The sequence below is a fragment of the Blautia sp. HCP28S3_G10 genome, from assembly GCF_052065235.1.
Classification (GTDB): Bacteria; Bacillota; Clostridia; order Lachnospirales; family Lachnospiraceae; genus Blautia_A.
On the sequence record NZ_JBQHUL010000020.1, the window covers coordinates 43,940 to 62,286 of the forward strand.

Annotated in this window: 15 protein-coding genes, 1 tRNA gene and 1 pseudogene; 15 read left to right on the plus strand and 2 right to left on the minus strand. The window is 41.4% G+C overall.

Features of this window, described 5'->3' with window-relative positions; translation table 11 throughout:
- Positions 1–7: 7 nt before the first annotated feature.
- The 3 genes from ACTNB8_RS09675 to ACTNB8_RS09685 all read left to right on the plus strand — a co-directional run bounded on the left by ACTNB8_RS09675 (position 8) and on the right by ACTNB8_RS09685 (position 1,988).
- Positions 8–784 carry a hypothetical protein gene (locus ACTNB8_RS09675; RefSeq protein WP_441054202.1) on the plus strand — a complete coding sequence of 259 codons (777 nt, stop codon included), beginning with the start codon at positions 8–10 and terminating at the stop codon, positions 782–784.
- Between the two features lie 127 nt (positions 785–911).
- A tRNA-Arg gene (locus ACTNB8_RS09680) sits at positions 912–983 on the plus strand.
- 87 nt (positions 984–1,070) lie between these two features.
- Positions 1,071–1,988 carry an SH3 domain-containing protein gene (locus ACTNB8_RS09685; protein ID WP_441054204.1) on the plus strand — a complete coding sequence of 306 codons (918 nt, stop codon included), beginning with the start codon at positions 1,071–1,073 and terminating at the stop codon, positions 1,986–1,988.
- A gap of 52 nt (positions 1,989–2,040) precedes the next feature.
- On the opposite strand, the gene ACTNB8_RS09690 is transcribed toward ACTNB8_RS09685, so the two are convergent.
- Positions 2,041–3,258 (minus strand): polysaccharide deacetylase family protein, encoded by a 1,218-nt coding sequence (locus ACTNB8_RS09690; protein WP_441054206.1) that lies wholly within the window; start codon positions 3,256–3,258, stop codon positions 2,041–2,043.
- Between the two features lie 165 nt (positions 3,259–3,423).
- Here ACTNB8_RS09690 and ACTNB8_RS09695 point away from each other — a divergent pair.
- From ACTNB8_RS09695 to ACTNB8_RS09735, 9 genes and pseudogenes are all read left to right on the plus strand, one after another.
- Positions 3,424–4,101: pseudogene (locus tag ACTNB8_RS09695) on the plus strand (pseudouridine synthase); the annotation flags it as partial.
- Positions 4,102–4,189: 88 nt separating this feature from the next.
- Positions 4,190–6,148 (plus strand): NAD-dependent DNA ligase LigA, encoded by a 1,959-nt coding sequence (gene ligA / locus ACTNB8_RS09700; protein ID WP_441054208.1) that lies wholly within the window; start codon positions 4,190–4,192, stop codon positions 6,146–6,148.
- Entirely contained in the window at positions 6,145–7,728 is a 1,584-nt protein-coding gene (locus tag ACTNB8_RS09705) for an NAD(P)/FAD-dependent oxidoreductase (protein ID WP_441054210.1), read from the plus strand. The genes ligA and ACTNB8_RS09705 overlap by 4 nt, the downstream gene beginning before the upstream one ends.
- Positions 7,718–8,659, plus strand: coding sequence for a homoserine O-acetyltransferase MetA (metA, locus tag ACTNB8_RS09710; protein ID WP_441054212.1), 942 nt, complete (start codon positions 7,718–7,720; stop codon positions 8,657–8,659). The genes ACTNB8_RS09705 and metA overlap by 11 nt, the downstream gene beginning before the upstream one ends.
- Before the next feature lie 229 nt (positions 8,660–8,888).
- A complete protein-coding gene (locus tag ACTNB8_RS09715) occupies positions 8,889–9,194 on the plus strand; it encodes a hypothetical protein (protein WP_441054214.1) in 306 nt (101 codons plus the stop codon).
- 125 nt (positions 9,195–9,319) lie between these two features.
- A complete protein-coding gene (locus ACTNB8_RS09720; protein WP_441054216.1) occupies positions 9,320–10,849 on the plus strand; it encodes a Na+/H+ antiporter NhaC family protein in 1,530 nt (509 codons plus the stop codon).
- On the plus strand, positions 10,846–11,487 hold the full coding sequence (locus ACTNB8_RS09725) for a C39 family peptidase (RefSeq protein ID WP_441054218.1): 642 nt from the start codon (positions 10,846–10,848) through the stop codon (positions 11,485–11,487). The genes ACTNB8_RS09720 and ACTNB8_RS09725 overlap by 4 nt, the downstream gene beginning before the upstream one ends.
- Before the next feature lie 99 nt (positions 11,488–11,586).
- Entirely contained in the window at positions 11,587–12,183 is a 597-nt protein-coding gene (locus ACTNB8_RS09730) for a zinc dependent phospholipase C family protein (RefSeq protein ID WP_441054230.1), read from the plus strand.
- Positions 12,184–12,392: 209 nt separating this feature from the next.
- Positions 12,393–14,402: a C40 family peptidase gene (locus ACTNB8_RS09735; protein ID WP_441054220.1), complete on the plus strand. Its 2,010-nt coding sequence runs from the start codon at positions 12,393–12,395 to the stop codon at positions 14,400–14,402.
- Positions 14,403–14,470: 68 nt separating this feature from the next.
- Here ACTNB8_RS09735 and ACTNB8_RS09740 read toward each other — a convergent pair whose 3' ends face one another.
- A complete protein-coding gene (locus tag ACTNB8_RS09740) occupies positions 14,471–15,109 on the minus strand; it encodes a PduL/EutD family phosphate acyltransferase (RefSeq protein WP_441054222.1) in 639 nt (212 codons plus the stop codon).
- 160 nt (positions 15,110–15,269) lie between these two features.
- On the opposite strand from ACTNB8_RS09740, the gene ACTNB8_RS09745 reads away from it, so the two are divergent.
- The 3 genes from ACTNB8_RS09745 to ybaK all read left to right on the plus strand — a co-directional run bounded on the left by ACTNB8_RS09745 (position 15,270) and on the right by ybaK (position 18,224).
- Complete coding sequence (locus ACTNB8_RS09745; protein ID WP_441054224.1) at positions 15,270–16,508, plus strand: transglutaminase domain-containing protein; 1,239 nt, start codon at positions 15,270–15,272, stop codon at positions 16,506–16,508.
- 113 nt (positions 16,509–16,621) lie between these two features.
- Positions 16,622–17,761 (plus strand): TM7S3/TM198-like domain-containing protein, encoded by a 1,140-nt coding sequence (locus ACTNB8_RS09750; RefSeq protein ID WP_441054226.1) that lies wholly within the window; start codon positions 16,622–16,624, stop codon positions 17,759–17,761.
- The gene (gene ybaK / locus ACTNB8_RS09755) at positions 17,745–18,224 is read left to right on the plus strand and encodes a Cys-tRNA(Pro) deacylase (protein WP_441054228.1); all 480 of its coding nucleotides are present in this window, start codon (positions 17,745–17,747) and stop codon (positions 18,222–18,224) included. The genes ACTNB8_RS09750 and ybaK overlap by 17 nt, the downstream gene beginning before the upstream one ends.
- The last annotated feature ends 123 nt before the right edge of the window (positions 18,225–18,347 follow it).

Sequence of the window (18,347 nt, forward strand, 5' to 3'; positions counted from 1 at the left end):
AGTTTAAATGAAGGAAATCGTGAAACAGACACTGGTTTTCTGGCAGAATTACTGGGGAGAAGGATATTTCCAGTATCTATTGCTGGCTGCAGTGCTCTATCTTCTGATATTTAGAAGAAAAAATAAAAAAACCGGATATATACTTCTTTATCTTGTGATTTCCCTTGCTGTCTTTTTCTGTCCGATAACAGCGAAGATTATTCAGAAATTTATAGGCGAACTGGTTTACTGGAGAGTTCTGTGGATCGTCCCTTCGGTTCCGGTAATTGCGTTTGCAATGACAGAGTTCCTGAAAGAACGAAAGGGAATCGTAAGGTTTATATCAGTTATAATCTGTGCGGTTGTTATCATGTTCAGTGGAAAAGAATTCTGTCATGAGGGATATTTCCATATGGTAAATAATTATCAGCAGGTTCCGGACGAAATTCCTGGAATCTGTGAGATAATAAAGGCAGATGCAGTTGGAAAAGAAAGATATTTCGTGGCAGGGAATAATTACATTTCTTCATATCTGCGGGTTTATGATTCTTCAATTCTTCAGATGTGGGGACGTGAAGGTCGCGGAATGAGAAAAAAAGAAAGAAATATCACCAGGCGTCTGTACTGGGAAATGGAATCTCCGGCACCGGATTACAACAAAATCGGCAAATATGCAAGTCATAAGGAATGTGATTATCTGGTGCTGGCTGTACTGAATGAAGATCAGAAAAATGAGGTCGGAAAGTATGGCTATTCCGAACTTGGAACAGTAGGTAATTACAGTGTTTATCGTCTGGAAAAATAATCATACCGGACAGTAAATACTGAAGCATAAAGAATTCTTTTGTTTTTGTTCATAAAAAATGAATAATTCAAAAACTTTACAAACGAAGAAATATGTGCTATATTTATGAAAAGATTTTTTTATGCGTGCACCTGTAGCTCAGTGGATAGAGCAGTGGTTTCCGGTACCATGTGCGGGGGTTCGATTCCCTTCAGGTGTGTTGCACGGAACGATGATAAGAGCAGAACTGTTATTGTTTACAGCAGCATGAGTTCCGGTGCGTTGTTAATTTAAGGAGGACAAGAACTTGGATAATTTCAGGGAATGGTTATCTGATAACCTTCGCTATTTTATGCTTGGCGGAGCGATTCTGATAATCGTAGCTGTATTGTTCTTTAGCGTTCGCGCTTGTACCAGAAGTGGGAAGGGTACTTCGGAGGAAGGACAGACTACAGCACAGGACAACAGCCAGGGAAATGATCCTTCTTCTCCGGAAGATGATGGGGAGACAAACGACGGGAAGAAAGAAGAAGACACGAATCCCTTGGAGGATGCCAGCGCAGACGTGACTGCACTTATGCAGAACTATTACAAAGCTTTAGGGGAAAAAGATCTTACCACATTAAGAACACTGGTCAATAATCTGACACCTTCAGATGAATCAAGGATTACGAATGCCAAAGATTATATAGAGGGATATCAGGTTGACAAAGTCTATATGAAGAAAGGCCTTGATGATAATTCTTATGTAGTATATACAAGGGGAAGTTTTATCTGCAAAGGTATTGATACAGCAGCACCTTCATTATGGAGTTCTTATGTAGTAAAAGACAGTGATGGTAATTATAAAATATTAGGGGATCTGGAACAGAATACAAAAGTATCCGAATGTATGGATTCTTTGAAATCTGATGCAGATGTTCAGAAGCTTACATCTGAAGTACAGACAGCTTACGAACAGGCTCAGAAAGATGACAGTGCACTTGCCGCATTTCTTAACGGACTGGGCGAAGAAGCAGATGATTCGTCAACAACAGGCAGCGGAACAACGATGACTGTCACAGAGGGTTGCAATGTACGTGCGGAACCAAACAGTGAAGACGATAATATCATCGGCGGACTGGAAGCAGGCACGGAGATCGAAAAACTTGGACAGGAAGGCGACTGGGTTCAGATTGAATATGAAGGCCAGACCGGATATGTCTACAGCGGATTACTTGAATAAAAAGAAAAGAGAGATGCCATAATGGTATCTCTCTTTTTGAGTATATGATGAATTATTGTGTGTCCGCATTTGTAAAATCACCATAGGCAACTCCGGTTTTCAGCTCTGTGTTATGAAGTTCGGCAAGTTCATGAACGGTTACAAGCTGGTAACCCTGCTCGATCAGTTTGGGAACAAGAAGTTCGGCAGCATCCACGGAAGTACTGAAAATATCATGCATAAGTATGATCGATCCGTCCTGCACCTGAGAAAGTGCTGTATCAACAGTTGCTTGGGCATCCTGTGTTTCCCAGTCCAGGGTATCAATAGACCAGAGTATCATTGGAGTTCCGACTGTTGAGCGGACAGAGTCGTTGATAGCTCCATACGGTGGCCTGAGAACTGTGGCACCATGACCTGTAAGTGAGAGCAGTTCTTCGTCTACTCCTGCAATCTGGGCGGACATATCTTCCGGTGAAAGAGAAGTGAGGTCTGTATGGTCATAGGTATGGTTGCCAAGTTCGCAGCCAAGTTTTTCCATGCGTTTTACTTCGTCCGGAAAGCTTGCTATTTCTTTTCCGACCATGAAAAAAGTGGCTTTTGCATTGTTGGCCTCCAGACAGTCAAGAAGACGGTCTGTGAATGAACTGGGGCCATCATCAAATGTTAAAGCCACATATTTGGGAGTCTGATCTGCAGCAGAAGCTGTGGGAGTCAGTTCAGCTGTGGGTGAAGTCTCAGGTGTCGGTGTTGGTGTATCTGGTACATATCCATCCAGAGAACCATCATCAAGCAGTAAATACTCTTCACCGTCAACTGTGATCTTTCCGGTCTGCATGATTCCGTCAAGATCCAGATAATAACGTTTGCCATTATCATCAAGCCAACCGGTCTGCATGATCCCATCGCTGTTAAAGAAATAGCGTTTGCCGTCGGTATCGGTGAGCCAGCCGGTGTATGGACTGCCGTTTACCATAAAAAGCCAGTCACTTCCGCTGGAAGTCCAGATTCCTGACGGGGCTTCAGGAGAAACTTCATACTGAGCCGGAGCCGCAGTCGGAGTAACAACAGGTTCAGCTGTTGGCTCCGGAGTTGGAGTGGGATCTGGAACAGTGGATTCTTCGGAAGCCTCCTTTTTGTTGGCTTTTACGGTTTTTTTGTCAGTAGTATTTTCACTGCGGACCCTCTCCGGATCAGCAGATGATTGCGTAAGGACAGTTCCCAGAAAGAGACACATGACAATAAGGATCAGAAGCAGAAACGGATTTGTCCGTCTTTGATCTCCGGGCATGTTGAATCCTCCTTATATTATGTTTCAGGCAATAAAAATGTTACTGTGAACAGTTACATAAAAATATCACATGAATAATAACATCATACAACAACCGACAAAAAATTACAAGTCTTGACTAAAACTGCGGTTGCAGACAGATTGAAAAAAATATATAATAAAATAATGAGCGGAAAAGATCAAACAGAAAATTCAAAAACAATTCGAATAAATAAATATCTTAGCAGTGCCGGAGTATGTTCCAGGCGGGAAGCGGACAGACTTACTGACAGTGGCAGAGTTACAGTAAACGGTCATAAAATAGGAACAGGAGAAAAAATTGAACCGGATGCAGTAGTATGTCTGGATGGAGTACCTGTAAAGAAGACAGAAGAACAGGTACTTCTTCTCTTTTATAAACCAAGAGGAATCGTATGCAGTACCAGAAGGCAGTTCAACGAAACCACAGTGACAGAATATATAAATTATCCTGTAAGAATTTATCCGGTAGGAAGACTTGACAGAGAATCCGAGGGACTTCTTCTGCTTACAAATCAGGGTGATCTTGTAAACAGGATCATGCGGGCAGGAAATTACCATGAAAAAGAATACCAGGTTACTGTAGACAGAGAGATTACAGCTGATTTTGTCAGAAAAATGTCTGAAGGAATTCCGATTCTGGATACAGTTACGAGGCCCTGCACTGTTGAGAAGACCGGCAGAAAAAGTTTCCGGATCATTCTTACACAAGGGTTGAATCGTCAGATCAGACGGATGTGCGAATATCTGGGGTATGAAGTAGAAAGCCTGAAAAGAGTCAGAATCATGAATCTTACACTGAATGGTCTGGGAGCAGGAGAATACCGCAGTATAAATAAAGAAGAATGGCAGGAACTGAACCGCAGACTTGAGGGTTCATACAGTCAGCCGGGAACAGAGACAGGAGGAAAACATGGAAACAGCCGTAAATCAGATAAAAGAACTGGTTCAGAAGCTGAATCGCGCGGCAAAGGCATATTATCAGGAAGACAGAGAAATAATGAGCAACAGGGAGTACGATGCTCTGTACGATCAGCTGGAAAAACTGGAAAAAGAAACAGGAATCGTTCTGGCAGACAGTCCAACCGTTAATGTCGGTTATGAAGCTGTAGATGCACTGCCAAAAGAAACACATGAATCACCGATGCTTTCCCTGGACAAGACGAAAGACAGAGAAGTGCTTCGGGAATTTATAGGCAGTCATCCCACACTTTTGTCATGGAAGATGGATGGTCTTACGATTGTCCTTACCTACGAAAACGGAGAACTTCAGAAAGCAGTTACAAGAGGAAACGGTGTTGTCGGAGAAGTTATTACCAACAATGCAAGAGTATTCAGAAACATACCTCTGAAGATTGCATTTCAGGGAAGACTGGTATTGCGTGGAGAGGCAATCATCACCTATACTGATTTTAAAAGAATAAATGAAACAATAGAAGATGTTGATGCAAAATATAAAAATCCGAGAAATCTCTGCAGCGGTTCAGTGCGTCAGCTGAATAATCATATAACAGCAGAAAGAAATGTCCGTTTTTATGCTTTCGCCCTTGTATCTGCGCAGGATCTGGATATGCACAATTCGAGGGCATGGCAGATGGAATGGCTGAAAGGCCAGGGATTTGAAACTGTGGAATACCACATGGTGACCGGCGCATCACTTGATGAGGCGATGGATTATTTTGCACAGGCTGTTCGACAGAATGATTTCCCGTCAGATGGACTGGTTGCGTTGTATGATGATATTGCATATGGTGATTCCCTTGGATCAACTGCGAAATTTCCAAGAAATGCATTTGCATTTAAATGGGCAGATGAAGTTCGTGAGACAACTCTTAAGGATGTGGAATGGAGTCCGTCAAGAACCGGTCTTATTAATCCAATTGCTGTGTTTGAGCCGGTAGAACTCGAGGGAACTACTGTCAGCAGGGCAAGCGTTCATAATGTGAGTATCGTTAAAGAACTTCAGCTGGGAATTGGTGATACCATTCAGGTATACAAGGCAAATATGATCATTCCACAGATCGCTGAGAACCTTACACGAAGTGGGAACCTTGTGATACCGGATATCTGTCCTGTCTGTGGAAAAGAAGCCAGAGTGATCAGCGAAAACGAAGTGGAAGCGCTCTATTGCATGAATCCTGACTGTGTGGCGAAGAAGATCAAGGCATTTACGCTTTTTGTAAGCAGAGATGCAATGAATATTGATGGTTTGTCAGAAGCAACTCTGGAAAAATTTATTGCCAGAGGTTTTATCCATGATTTTGGCGATATTTTTGAGATAGGACGTTACAGAGAAGAAATCATAACAATGGATGGTTTTGGCGAGAAATCTTTTGATAATCTGATGAACAGCATTGAAAAAGCAAAAGAAACAACGCCTGCAAAAGTAATCTACAGTCTTGGAATTGCAAATATAGGCCTTTCCAATGCAAGGGTGATATGCCGGCATTTTGATGACGATCTGGATAAAATCTGCCAGGCAGATGAAGAAGAAATCAGTGCAATTGACGGAATTGGACCTGTGATCGCCAGAAGTCTGACGGATTATTTTGGGAATCCTGAGAACAATCGCAAGTTGGATCATATGTTGTCACATCTTCATATTCAAAAAGAAGAAATTACGGAAGAACAGATTTTTAAAGGGATGAATTTTGTTATTACAGGAAGTCTGGAACATTTTGGGAACAGGAGTGAAGCAAAGAGGCTGATAGAATCTCTTGGCGGGAAAGTTACAGGTTCAGTCACAGGTAAAACCAATTATCTTATAAATAATGATGTGACTTCCAATTCCTCCAAAAACAAAAAGGCCAGAGAACTGGGAATACCAATTCTTTCTGAAGATGATTTTTTGAAAAAAGTTGATGAAAAATGAAAAATATTCTTATAATAGGAGCGGGACCGGCAGGTCTGACTGCTGCATATGAACTTCTGACGCAGTCAGAAGAAGAGATACAGGTAACAATTTTTGAAGAGAGTGACTGTTTTGGCGGGATATCCAGAACAGTCAACTACAAAGGTAACCGCATGGATATGGGCGGTCACCGCTTTTTCTCAAAAATTCCGGAAGTAAATGAATGGTGGCAGAAGATGCTTCCGGCGCAGGGAGCCCCGTCCATAGATGACAGACTTCTGGACAGAACAGTTTCGCTTGAAAAAGATGGTCCGGATCCTGAAAAGACAGACCATGTTATGCTGAAAAGACGCAGGGTATCGAGAATCCTTTTTGATGATAAGTTTTATGATTACCTGGTTACGTTGAAACTGGATACACTGAAAAATATGGGATTTATCACAACTGTGCAGGTTGGTTTCAGCTATCTGGGAGCTGTACTTCACAAAAGACCTGAAGACAGTCTCGAAAATTTTTATATAAACAGATTTGGCAGAAAACTTTACTCATTGTTTTTTGAGTATTATACAGAAAATTTATGGGGAAGGCATCCGCGTGAGATAGATGCTTCCTGGGGAAAACAGAGAGTAAAAGGACTTTCCATAAAAGCAGTACTGAAAGATATGGCGTACAAAGTTTTTCATAAAGAAAACAAAGAAACAGAAACATCTCTGATCGGAGAATTTAAATACCCGAAACTCGGTCCGGGAGAACTGTGGGAAATAACTGCTGCAAAAATTCAGGAAGCAGGCGGAAATATTATAAAAAATGCAAAAGTTGTTAAAATTCATAAAAATGATAAAAATATAATCACAGGTCTTACGTATGTCAAAGACGGAAAAAAAGTGGAAATTAACGGAGACTGTGTGATCTCTTCTATGCCTGTGAAAGATCTTGTTACAGGCATGGATAATGTACCTGCAAATGAAAGAAGAATTGCAGAAGGGCTTCCTTACAGGGACTATATGACTCTTGGCGTGCTGGTGTCCGGGTTGAAGCTTAAGAATGAAACCAGACTCCGTACTGTTGGGAATATTGTACCGGACTGCTGGGTTTATGTACAGGATCGCAGGGTAAAGATGGGAAGATTTCAGATTTATAATAACTGGTCTCCATATATGGTCAGAGATCTGGAACATACCGTATGGCTTGGACTGGAATATTTTGTGGAAGAGGGGGATTCTCTCTGGAATATGACAGAAAAAGAGTTTGCAGACATGGGGATTTCAGAGATGCTGGAGATAGGACTGATCGAAAGCCGGGAAGATGTTCTGGATACACATATGGAAAAAGTCAAAAAAGCATATCCTGCATATTTTGATACATATGAAGAAATAGATACGCTGATCCGTTATCTGTCAGACATACCTAACCTATACTGTGTAGGACGAAACGGACAGCACAGATATAATAATATAGACCATTCTATGGTAACTTCATTTGAAGCAGTCAGAAATATCCTTACGGGAGAAAAAAACAAGCAGAATATCTGGAATGTAAATACAGAACAGTCTTATCATGAGGAAAGGCAAGTAAAAGGAGGAACAGAAAATGCCGATTAAAGTACAGGGAGATTTACCGGTAAAAGAAATTCTTGAAAGAGAAAATATATTTGTAATGGATGAAGGACGTGCCATGCATCAGGATATCCGTCCGATACAGATCCTGATCCTGAACCTGATGCCGCTGAAAGAAGAAACAGAATTACAGCTTTTGCGTTCTCTTTCAAATACACCTCTGCAGGTTGATGTGACTTTTATGGCAGTGCAGAGTCATGAGGCAAAGAATACATCTGTAAGTCACCTGAACAAATTTTATCAGACATTTTCAGAACTTAAAGATCAGCGATTTGACGGTATGATCATTACGGGTGCGCCTGTGGAGCAGATGGAATTTGAGAAAGTAGATTACTGGAATGAACTTGAGGAGATCATGGACTGGACAGGCAGTCATGTAACTTCAACAATTTTCCTCTGCTGGGCTGCTCAGGCAAGTCTGTATCATTTTTACGGTCTGAAAAAACGTCAGCTGGATCACAAAATGTTCGGACTTTTCTGGCACAAAGTACTGAACCGCAAAATCCCGCTCGTGCGAGGATTTGATGATATGTTCCTTGCACCACATTCCAGACACACAGAAGTTCCGATCGATGATATCCGTGCATGCAAAGATATTACAATACTTGCGGAGTCTGAGGAAGCAGGTCTTTTTCTCGCAATGGCACAGGGTGGCCGCCGCATTTTTGTTATGGGTCATCCGGAATATGACCGCATTACCCTGGATGGTGAATATAAACGTGATATGAGTAAAGGACTGCCGATTGACATTCCGGAAAATTATTACAGAGATAATGACCCGGAAAATAAACCACTGCTGATGTGGAGAGCGCATGCAAATAATCTTTATACTAACTGGCTGAATTATTACGTATACCAGAGTACACCGTTCGACCTTATGGGAACCCCGGATTTTGACAGTATTACGTTCGATTGATACGAAATTACAGAAACCAAGGGCTGTGAACGGAGTAAACAGTAACATTGTCTGAGGAGAGGACCTTTGGGTCCTCTTTTTATGTGATCCGTTTATTGAGAGCAGAAAAGCGATAACTAATGTCGAATTTCCTCGAGTTATGTCATATGAATTTTGTTGACGAATTTTGCGGGAATTAATAGAATAATGACGAAGTAATAAGTGTGTTTATGGTGGAGGATATTATAAAATGGAAAAACTTCTTGTAAAAGTTTTGCTCAACAACAAGATTGAAAAAATGATGCAGGAAAGCAGAGAACGTATGAATACGGCGGATGAATATCTGCGTCAGGACAATGCAGATCTCGAAGAACTGGAGAGAAGGTATGAAAATCTGAATATACATTCAGGTATGAAACGGATCATTGAAGATTACATGGCATGCATGCGGTCACATGAAGAACGTGTATCTGAGTTGTCGTATTACTCCGGCATTGTAGATGATATTAAATTGATGAAGTCAATGGGAGTTCTCGTGGCGCCGCAGAAATTATAGAATCGGGATATTACCTGTGAACATTAATCATCGATAATTTTTCGGGTTTCTCACGCAAAATTCTGTAGCCAACAGGACTGTGAAATGTTATACTACATATAAAAAAATGCGTGGGGGATTTTATTATGGATGGATCAATGTTTATCGGAACATGGTGGTCACTCGTACCACCGCTTCTGGCAATCGTTCTGGCACTTGTAACGAAAGAAGTTTACAGTTCTCTGTTTATTGGTGTTGCAGCAGGCGCGCTTCTTTATACGGGATTTCATCCCTGGAATGCGTTTGTAGCTTTTTTTGACATCATGAAAAACAGTATGAATCTGAATATCCTGATTTTTGATGTACTTCTTGGTATGATTATTGTTCTTATGTCCAAGTCCGGAGGTTCAGCAGCATATGGAAAATGGGCCGGAAGCAAGATTAAGAACAAGAAATCAGCTATGCTTGCAACGACAGGACTTGGTGTGCTGATTTTTGTAGATGATTATTTTAATTGTCTTACTGTCGGTTCTGTAATGAGGCCGGTAACGGACCGTTACAAAGTTTCAAGAGCAAAACTGGCTTATATCATTGATGCAACAGCAGCGCCTGTATGTATCATTGCACCGATATCAAGCTGGGCAGCTGCAGTAAACTCCTATGTACCGGAAGATGCGGGAATTACAGGCTTCCAGTTGTTTCTGTCGACAATTCCGTACAATCTGTATGCCATTCTGACACTGACGATGATACTTTTTGTGATCATGGCAGGATTTGATTTTGGTCTGATGAAGATACATGAAAAAAATGCAGAAAAAGGAGACCTTTTTACATCAGGTGGAGAAGAATTTGATCAGGTGAAAGAAGAAGAAATTTCTTCAAAGGGTAAGGTTATTGACCTTGTACTTCCTGTTCTTGTACTGATCGTTTCGGCAATCGGAGCTATGATCTACACAGGATACCTTGGCGGAGCTACAGATATTGTTACTGCTTTTTCAGGATGTGATGCAGAAACAAGTCTGATATTTGCGACAATGATCACAGTATTCTTTATGCTGATTCTTTATCTTCCGAGAAAGGTTGTTACATTTAAAGGCTTTATGGACAGCTTTGTGGAAGGATTTAAGATGATGATTCCGGCAATTGCCATTCTTATCTTTGCATGGTCGTTGAAAGGAATGGGAGATGCACTGGAAATCAGTACTTTCGTTAAGAACATCGTAGGCAGCAATACATCTGCAAGTGTAATACTTCCGGCAATTCTTTTTGTTGTGGCAGTTTTTCTGTCATTTTCAACAGGAACAAGCTGGGGAACATTTGCAATTCTGGTTCCTATTGCAACAGCAATGTTTTCCGGAGCAGGCAACCTTCAGATGATGATCATTTCTGTATCAGCAGTTCTGGCAGGTGCGGTTTGCGGTGATCATATCTCACCGATTTCAGATACAACTGTTATGTCTTCGGCAGGTGCACAGTCAAATCACATTAATCATGTGACAACTCAGATGCAGTATGCACTGATAGTAGCGGTTATTTCTTTTATAGGATATGTTATTGCCGGTTTTGTCCATATCTGGTGGGTTGTTCTGGGCATCAGTCTGATCCTTCTGCTGGTAACACTGACTGTAATTAAAAGAATGTCAGCGGCACAGGACGCGAAGGAGCAGTCAAGATGAAATGTATAGGAGTACCATACATAGACCAGAGTGTGAAATATCCGACAGGCTGTGAGAGTGTTTCAGCAGTTATGCTTCTGCAGTATCTGGGATATGATATAACAGTGGAAGAATTCATTGACAGATATCTGGAATGCAGACCTATGGAAAACCGTCATGGGGAATTATATGGACCGGATCCATATCAGTATTTCTGTGGAAGTCCCTATGATTCGGAGTCTTTCGGTTGTTATCCACCGGTACTGATCCGTGCACTCAGTAAAGCTGCCGGTGACAGGTTTGAATTTATTAATGAAACAGGGACAGCAGTGGAAGAGTTGCTCAGAAATTATATAGACAGAGATATGCCTGTTATATTCTGGGCGTGTATCAACATGAGACAGGAAATTACAGGACCTTCGTGGAAACTGAACGATACAGGTGAAGAATTTACATGGATATCTAATGAACATTGCATGCTGCTTACAGGATACGATGAGGAAGGATACTGGTTCAATGATCCGTATGATAATAACGGGATTATAAAATATCCGTCAGAGCTGGTGTTTAAGAGACATAAAGCGCAGCGCGAAATGGCAATCGGAATAAGAAAGATACAGGATTTTGACCAGGTTACTGTGAACTGTAACACGATTTAAAATATTCCAAAAATTTCACGTATATTTCATTTGATAAAAAATGTGAACTCTGCTATAGTATATTTGGTTAAAGCAAACGGCATTTATTTAAAGAAAGAAGTGTTTATTTTGCGAAAAAAATCACATATACTGCTGGCAAGATATCTGGCAGACCAGATGCCGGCGAACGTAAGTCTGCAGTCGCACAGAAAGGCATTCTGTCTGGGAAACATTCTTCCGGATATTCAGCCGTCTTTTGTGACAAAGAGACATGAATATTTTGGTACTTACAATGAAGTTAGAAGTAAGATTACAGAACTGGTCGGTGAAGGTGCAGGGCATTGGAATGAGAGGGTGTTCTGGAGAAGAACCGGCGAAGTGATGCATTACATTGCAGATTATTTTACATTTCCGCATAACAGGACTTTTGATGGATCACTGATAGAACATAATTCCTATGAAAAAAATCTCAAAAACGAACTGAAAAGCTTTGTCAGAAGCGGGAAAGCTGATGTTTATGCAGAAAAGAATATCAGATTTGAGAATCTTTCTCAACTTCTGGCATATATCAGGATGCGTCACAGTGAATATCTGAACCGAAAAAGAAATATAGATGAAGATATTCATTATATTTTAAGTGTGTGTTATCAGGTATTTCAGGGACTTTTCCAGCTGTGCGTGGCAGTTGCGGCATCGATGCCGGCAGTCAGTGCCTGAAATATGAAGAAAATATGAAATCTGTCTTAAGACCGCCGGGGCCAGTGCTCCGGCGGTTGATTTTGAAAAAAAGTTGTGATACAATAACTGCAGTTGTTGTGTGAGTTGTAATATATGTTGTTGTGAAAAACAATAACAGTTTGTGTTTAGTAAGGAAACATACCTTTGCAGAGGGGGAGAAGATATGTCCTTGGAAGGGAGTTAAGAGAATGAAGAATAAGTTTGTGACTAGATTTTTATGCATTTCCATTTTATCAGCTATGGTTTTATCAGGACCGATGTCTGTTATGGCAGCGGCTGAAGATACAGTAATGGAACAGTCAGAAGAAGCAGAGGTACCGTCCCCAACAGAAGCACCGGCACCGACAGAGGCACCGGCACCGACAGAGGCACCGGCACCGACAGAAGCACCGGCACCGACAGAAGCACCGGCACCTACGGAAGCACCGGTACCAACAGAAGCACCGGCACCGACAGAGGCACCGGCACCGACGGATACACCAAACCCGGAACCGACTAAAACACCGGATTTTTCAGATGATATAACACCGACAGTTGTACCGGATCCGACTGAACCGGCAGTATCACAGGCAGTTCAGAACCTGATCAATAATATTAATATACTGGCACAGGAGAATATTACCCTGAAACAGGCTTCCAGAGTAAGTGAACTCAGTGCAGCATATGACAGTCTTTCAGAAACAGAAAAGGCACAGGTAACCAATTATCAGACTCTGGTTCAGATGGAAAGACAGATTTCTGCTCTTCAGAAAAAACAGGAAAATACTGATAACGGAAATGAAGAAATTGATATTACAGATGGAGAAAACAAAGGTAAAGAAGGGACACCGGTGTACTATTCCAGTATGGTGTCAAATCTTCATGCGGGTAAAGACTTTTATCTTGACAGCCTGAAAGAGAACTACCAACTGACTTTTGATGATGATTTTTCATCAGTGATGGACGAAATCGAGGAAGAATATAAAGAAAAAAACAAACTGACAGATGTAAGTGATACAAGTGATAACGGACTGACTACTTCAGCAGATTCTCTTCTTGTACGTAACTGGCAGGATGTTCTGGCTGTTTATGTTTATGAACAGAATCAGAAGGGTGTTAAAGAATTTAAACTGGACTCTTCCTGTAAAGATGAACTTGCAAAGATTTTTGAGGAACTGAATCCTGTTCAGAGAGACAAAGACAATATTACTCATGTTTCTTATGGAAACTATCATGTAAACTATTATATCAAAGAGAATAATATTTCCCAGGAAAACAGAACTGTCCTGAAAAAGTATACTGAGACAGACTGTAAACTTCTCTGTGCAATCGTTACAGATGCCAGGGGATTTGTACGCCAGAGCGTGGGTGATGATGTTTCTGAAGAGCGTGTAAATGTTATTACAGCAGCTTATTCACTTGTTGGTGAAGTGGGGTATTTCTGGGGTGGAAAGTCCACACAGATCGGGGAAGATCCGAGTTGGGGTACTGCCGAAAAAGTATCAGCAGACGGAAGCCCGAGTACAGGAACTACAAGAGCGTATGGCCTGGACTGCAGCGGATTTGTTACCTGGTCAGTTATCAATGGCTATCTGAATCAGGACATGCAGAGCAGCGTAGGTGACGGTACTTCTGATCAGTGGGAAAAAGCCAATGTTGTAAGTGAACAGGAAGCACAGCCTGGTGACCTTGTATTCCAGAAGGGACCGGAAGCGGGCAGTGATAACCATGTAGGAATTATCTGTGGTAAGACAGATGCAGGTGACTGGATCGCAGTACATTGTTCTTCCAGCAAGAATGGCGTTACAGTTGGCGAGGCATATGGAGCAAGTTTCCGTTATATCCGTCAGCCATCATTCTATCCTACCCAGGAAGAACTTGCAGAGATGATTAATGACGGGCAGAAAGCAAGTAATGCAGAAGCTGTATCTGTATCAGATTCTTCAGTTTCAACAGATAATACTTCAGATGAATTTACCAGTGATGAAACAGCAGCAGCCAAAAACAGCGAAGAAGTTGAGATCACAGTAGAAAATGCAGATGAAGAAACTGCAGATGCTGAAAATATTCTGACTGATGATGGAGCAGAGAGTATTTCATCAGCAGTTCAGGGAGTACAGAATCCGTCATCATCTGAATCTATAACCAGTTCAGATGATGGAATGATAATTCTTCCGCAGTTGCCGGAAGAAGAAGTGTCGCTGGCTTTTGAAGATTAAAATAAAAAGAGCTGTATAAATAATAAATGCCCATGCGGAAGAAAACTCTGCATGGGCATTTTAAAAATCTAGCGATGGATACCTGACAGTACATCGTCAATCCATTTGTGTGTATTATAGTTCTGGTCGAAGAAACGCACGATCACACCATATGGATCTTTATCACTTGAAAAAGCATTTGCCTCGTCAGTATCTACATGCATGGCAAGGCGGAAACCGGGATGTACACGGACTACAACGTCCGCATAGATAAGAGCACGGCCGTAACTTTTGGTGAGAACAAAAACTTCTTCGTTGTCATGTATCTGCAGGGAAGCTGCATCTCCCGGAGACATATGAATGTGGCGCTTGGCAACAATAACGCCTCTGGGGATTTCTATTTGACGATCGGCACTTCTGAGAATACAGCCGGGGGTATTTCCTATATCGCCGGACTGACGGATCACGCCTGGTATACCAAGCTTTCGGCTGTCAGTAAGAGAAATTTCAATCTGTGTTTCGTTACGGAACGGACCGAGAATTGCCATATTTTCAAAAGTACCACGGGGACCGCAGACAGTGATCCTTTCCTGACAGAGATACTGTCCGGGCTGACTTAATTCTTTGATATAATGAAGTTCTGCCTCAGGCCCGAAAAGCTGTTGAAAATCTTCTTTGGATATATGAACATGACGGGCTGAAGTTTCAATAGGGATTTTAATACTCATGCTACAGACTCCTGTTCAGAATATGTTATACTAAAAACTCAAAAATCAGTGTAATCCTTAAACACAGAAATATCAACTCTTTTTTTAGAAGATGATATTTGTTAAAATAATATCGCGAACAAATGATATTTCAGGAAATAATATCTGAAAGGAGCACAAGATGAAAAAAGGCAGATTCCCGAAAAAATTATGCCTGTTTATTATAATTGTGGCTCTTGCAGTGGCGTGGGCAGATTGGAAGGACAAATCCAGTGAGACCAGAAGCACAGAAGCCGATTATGGAAATATTGTGGATTATATACAGAATCTTTGGAAACAGGAACCGGAAGAGGTACGGAAACTGAGAACCCGGGAAGTGGAAGAATATGATGCTGGTTTTCAGGAGTATTATTTCCACCTGCTTACAGATGAAGAGAAAAGAGTATACAGGGAAATGCTTGAGGGAATCAGAAGACGCCAGGAAGATTTTTATCTGTCTGTTTCAGATGAAGATATGATCAACAGGGTGTATCATGCACTATTGAAAGACCACTCGGAACTTTTCTGGGTACAGAACAGAGAACAGGTGTATACAACTTCCTACCCTGATACGGATTACTGCAAATTTTCACCAGGATATTCTTATACAGAAGAAGAAATCGGAAAAATTCAGGCAGCTGCAGATCAGGCATGGCAGGAAGTGAGTCTGATGGCTGCGGAAACGACAGATTCATATGAAATTGTAAAAGATGTCTATACGTATCTGATTGACAATACAGAGTATGTTTCTTCTGAAGATGATCAGAATATTGCAGGAACTTTCTGGAAAAAACAGGCAGTATGTGCAGGATATGCAAGGGCAGCACAGTATCTTCTGGAAAAACTGAATATTCCTGTTATTTATGTGGAGGGAAGTACGATTTCCAGCTCAGAAGGTCATGCATGGGATATTGTGGAGATAGACGGTCAGTATTATTATATGGATCCGACCAATGGCGATCAGCCACAGTTCCTTGAGGGGGACGCAGTACAGCTTGCGGAACACAAAACCATTATTTATGATTATCTGTGCCCTTTTCCTGAAGAATATGAACAGATTTATACAGCATCTGATGAATTTGAGGTGCCGCAGTGTACAGCAACAGACAAAAATTTTTATGTAATGAATCAGGCCTGCTTTGATACATATGACTATCAGGCTGTCTATGGTTTGTGCAGATTAAGACTTGATAACGGGGCAGCAGTGATACGCTTCAAATTCAGCAGTCGGGAAGCTTTTGATCAGGCCTGTCAGGAATGGATACAGAATTCTGCGATAGAGGCAGCCGCCAGATATTATATGGAAATATACGGTAAGAATACAATCCAGTATCATTATGGTATACTGGATAATCTGAAGACTATATATTTTATGTTTTGAAGTAACTATAGACATACAAGGCAAAATGATATCATCGAAGGTGATTTGGAATGCATTTTGCCTTATAACTGTGAGGGTACTGAACGGTTATATTTTAAGAAAGAGGTGATTATATGACAGACATTTTACAGCAGGCTATGAACATGTTGGAAAATCAGGGAACACTACCACAGATTTCAAGTTTTGCAGTGATTGGATTCGGGGTTCTTTTTGTTCTTGGAGTAGTGAACTGCATTCTTGGATACAGGCTTCTGCGGTTCTGGATGATGCTGTTTGGATTTCTGATCGGTGCAGGACTGGGAGTTGGTGTGGCATACAGTACAGGTGTACAGGAAAAATATATGTATGCAGTTTTTGCAGTGGTGGCAGGTGTTGTTCTTGCTGCTATTGCTTTTGTCAGTTACAAAGTGGGTATTTTTATCCTTGGTATGGGAATTGGACTGGGACTGGGGACCTATGTGATCCATCCGACCACGTCTCTGACATTTTTCTTCTGCCTGATGCTTGGTGTGGGACTTGGTGTTATGGCAATGAAGCAGGCGAGAGTGATTCTCATAGTAGGAACAAGTCTTCTTGGCGGCGCAATGGCAGGCTTTTCGCTGGCAAGACTTGGAAATATGGCGGATATTCCATATGGAGTGGGACTCAGTGTGGGATTTGCACTTCTGGGAATGCTGATTCAGTTTGCGACAAATCGCGTAAAAGTTTATGACGATGAAGAAGATGAGACGGAAATCCACAAAAAGATCGAAAATGCTGAAAAAAGTTCTGATTATATAGATCCTCAGGAGTATCTCCCGCAGCGTTCAGAAAAGAAAAAACGCAAAGATAAGCAAAGAGAATCCCGTGAGGAATCCAGGAGATCATCTGAAAAGAGAAGAGAGTCTTCCAGACGGGAACATCGGCCGGCAGATATCCGGTTGAAACCTGAGAAAAAAAACCACAGGTATGCAGATGCTGCTCCTGAATATGAGAAAACAGTGGAATATCGTCCGGGAAAAAAGAACAGTGAACTGGATCTTCCGTTGGATTCTTATAAGAGAAAGCAGCCTCAGAGAATGCAGGAATACTATGGCGATGATATTTACGATGAAGAACCTATAGATGAGGATCTTCTTGATGATGAAGTTGTAAGAGAAATGATGGATGAAGATGACCGCGAGGGTGAAGAACTGTGGAACAAGCTTACAGGAAGACAGAACAGCGGCAGATCCAGAAACAGAAAAGAGGGACAACATGGCAAAAGAAGCTAAGACGAATGCAATGAGAATGCTTGACAGACAGAAAATCTCATATGAAACTTTTACATATGAATGCGATGAATTTATTGATGGGCTGCACAGCGCAGATCTGATCGGTGCACCATATGATCAGTCATTTAAGACGTTGGTAATGGAAGGCAAAAGTGGTGGATATTACGTTTTTGTAGTGCCTATTGAGAAGGAAGTTGACCGTAAGGCAGCGGCAAAAGCGGTAGGAGAAAAGGCAGTGGATATGATCCATGTCAAAGATATCCTCAAGATTACAGGATATGTAAGAGGAGGCTGCAGCCCACTTGGAATGAAAAAACTGTATCCTACAGTATTTGATGCATCAGCAGGAAATTTTGATGAAATATATGTAAGCGGAGGCCGTATCGGACTTACTCTGAAGGTACCGTTACAGGATCTTCTTACAGTTACAAAAGGAAAAATGGCGGACATCACTATGAAGTGATGCCCGCCATTGCAGACTGTAGACAAACTTGGTGTTGGGTGTTATGCCCAGCACCATTTTTCTTTTAAAACTTCTTTTCTTTTTATTTTTTTCAAAATCAACAAAAATCTGGCTGTATTCCAG

Excerpts from the sequence above, each read along its gene's own strand:
- ybaK (WP_441054228.1), top strand. The coding sequence starts at position 17,745 with ATGGCAAAAGAAGCTAAGACGAATGCAATGAGAATGCTTGACAGACAG.
- ACTNB8_RS09720 (WP_441054216.1), top strand. The coding sequence starts at position 9,320 with ATGGATGGATCAATGTTTATCGGAACATGGTGGTCACTCGTACCACCG.
- ACTNB8_RS09705 (WP_441054210.1), top strand. The coding sequence starts at position 6,145 with ATGAAAAATATTCTTATAATAGGAGCGGGACCGGCAGGTCTGACTGCT.
- ACTNB8_RS09715 (WP_441054214.1), top strand. The coding sequence starts at position 8,889 with ATGGAAAAACTTCTTGTAAAAGTTTTGCTCAACAACAAGATTGAAAAA.
- ACTNB8_RS09745 (WP_441054224.1), top strand. The coding sequence starts at position 15,270 with ATGAAAAAAGGCAGATTCCCGAAAAAATTATGCCTGTTTATTATAATT.
- ACTNB8_RS09735 (WP_441054220.1), top strand. The coding sequence starts at position 12,393 with ATGAAGAATAAGTTTGTGACTAGATTTTTATGCATTTCCATTTTATCA.
- ligA (WP_441054208.1), top strand. The coding sequence starts at position 4,190 with ATGGAAACAGCCGTAAATCAGATAAAAGAACTGGTTCAGAAGCTGAAT.
- ACTNB8_RS09725 (WP_441054218.1), top strand. The coding sequence starts at position 10,846 with ATGAAATGTATAGGAGTACCATACATAGACCAGAGTGTGAAATATCCG.
- ACTNB8_RS09675 (WP_441054202.1), top strand. The coding sequence starts at position 8 with ATGAAGGAAATCGTGAAACAGACACTGGTTTTCTGGCAGAATTACTGG.
- ACTNB8_RS09750 (WP_441054226.1), top strand. The coding sequence starts at position 16,622 with ATGACAGACATTTTACAGCAGGCTATGAACATGTTGGAAAATCAGGGA.
- ACTNB8_RS09740 (WP_441054222.1), bottom strand. The coding sequence starts at position 15,109 with ATGAGTATTAAAATCCCTATTGAAACTTCAGCCCGTCATGTTCATATA.
- metA (WP_441054212.1), top strand. The coding sequence starts at position 7,718 with ATGCCGATTAAAGTACAGGGAGATTTACCGGTAAAAGAAATTCTTGAA.
- ACTNB8_RS09690 (WP_441054206.1), bottom strand. The coding sequence starts at position 3,258 with ATGCCCGGAGATCAAAGACGGACAAATCCGTTTCTGCTTCTGATCCTT.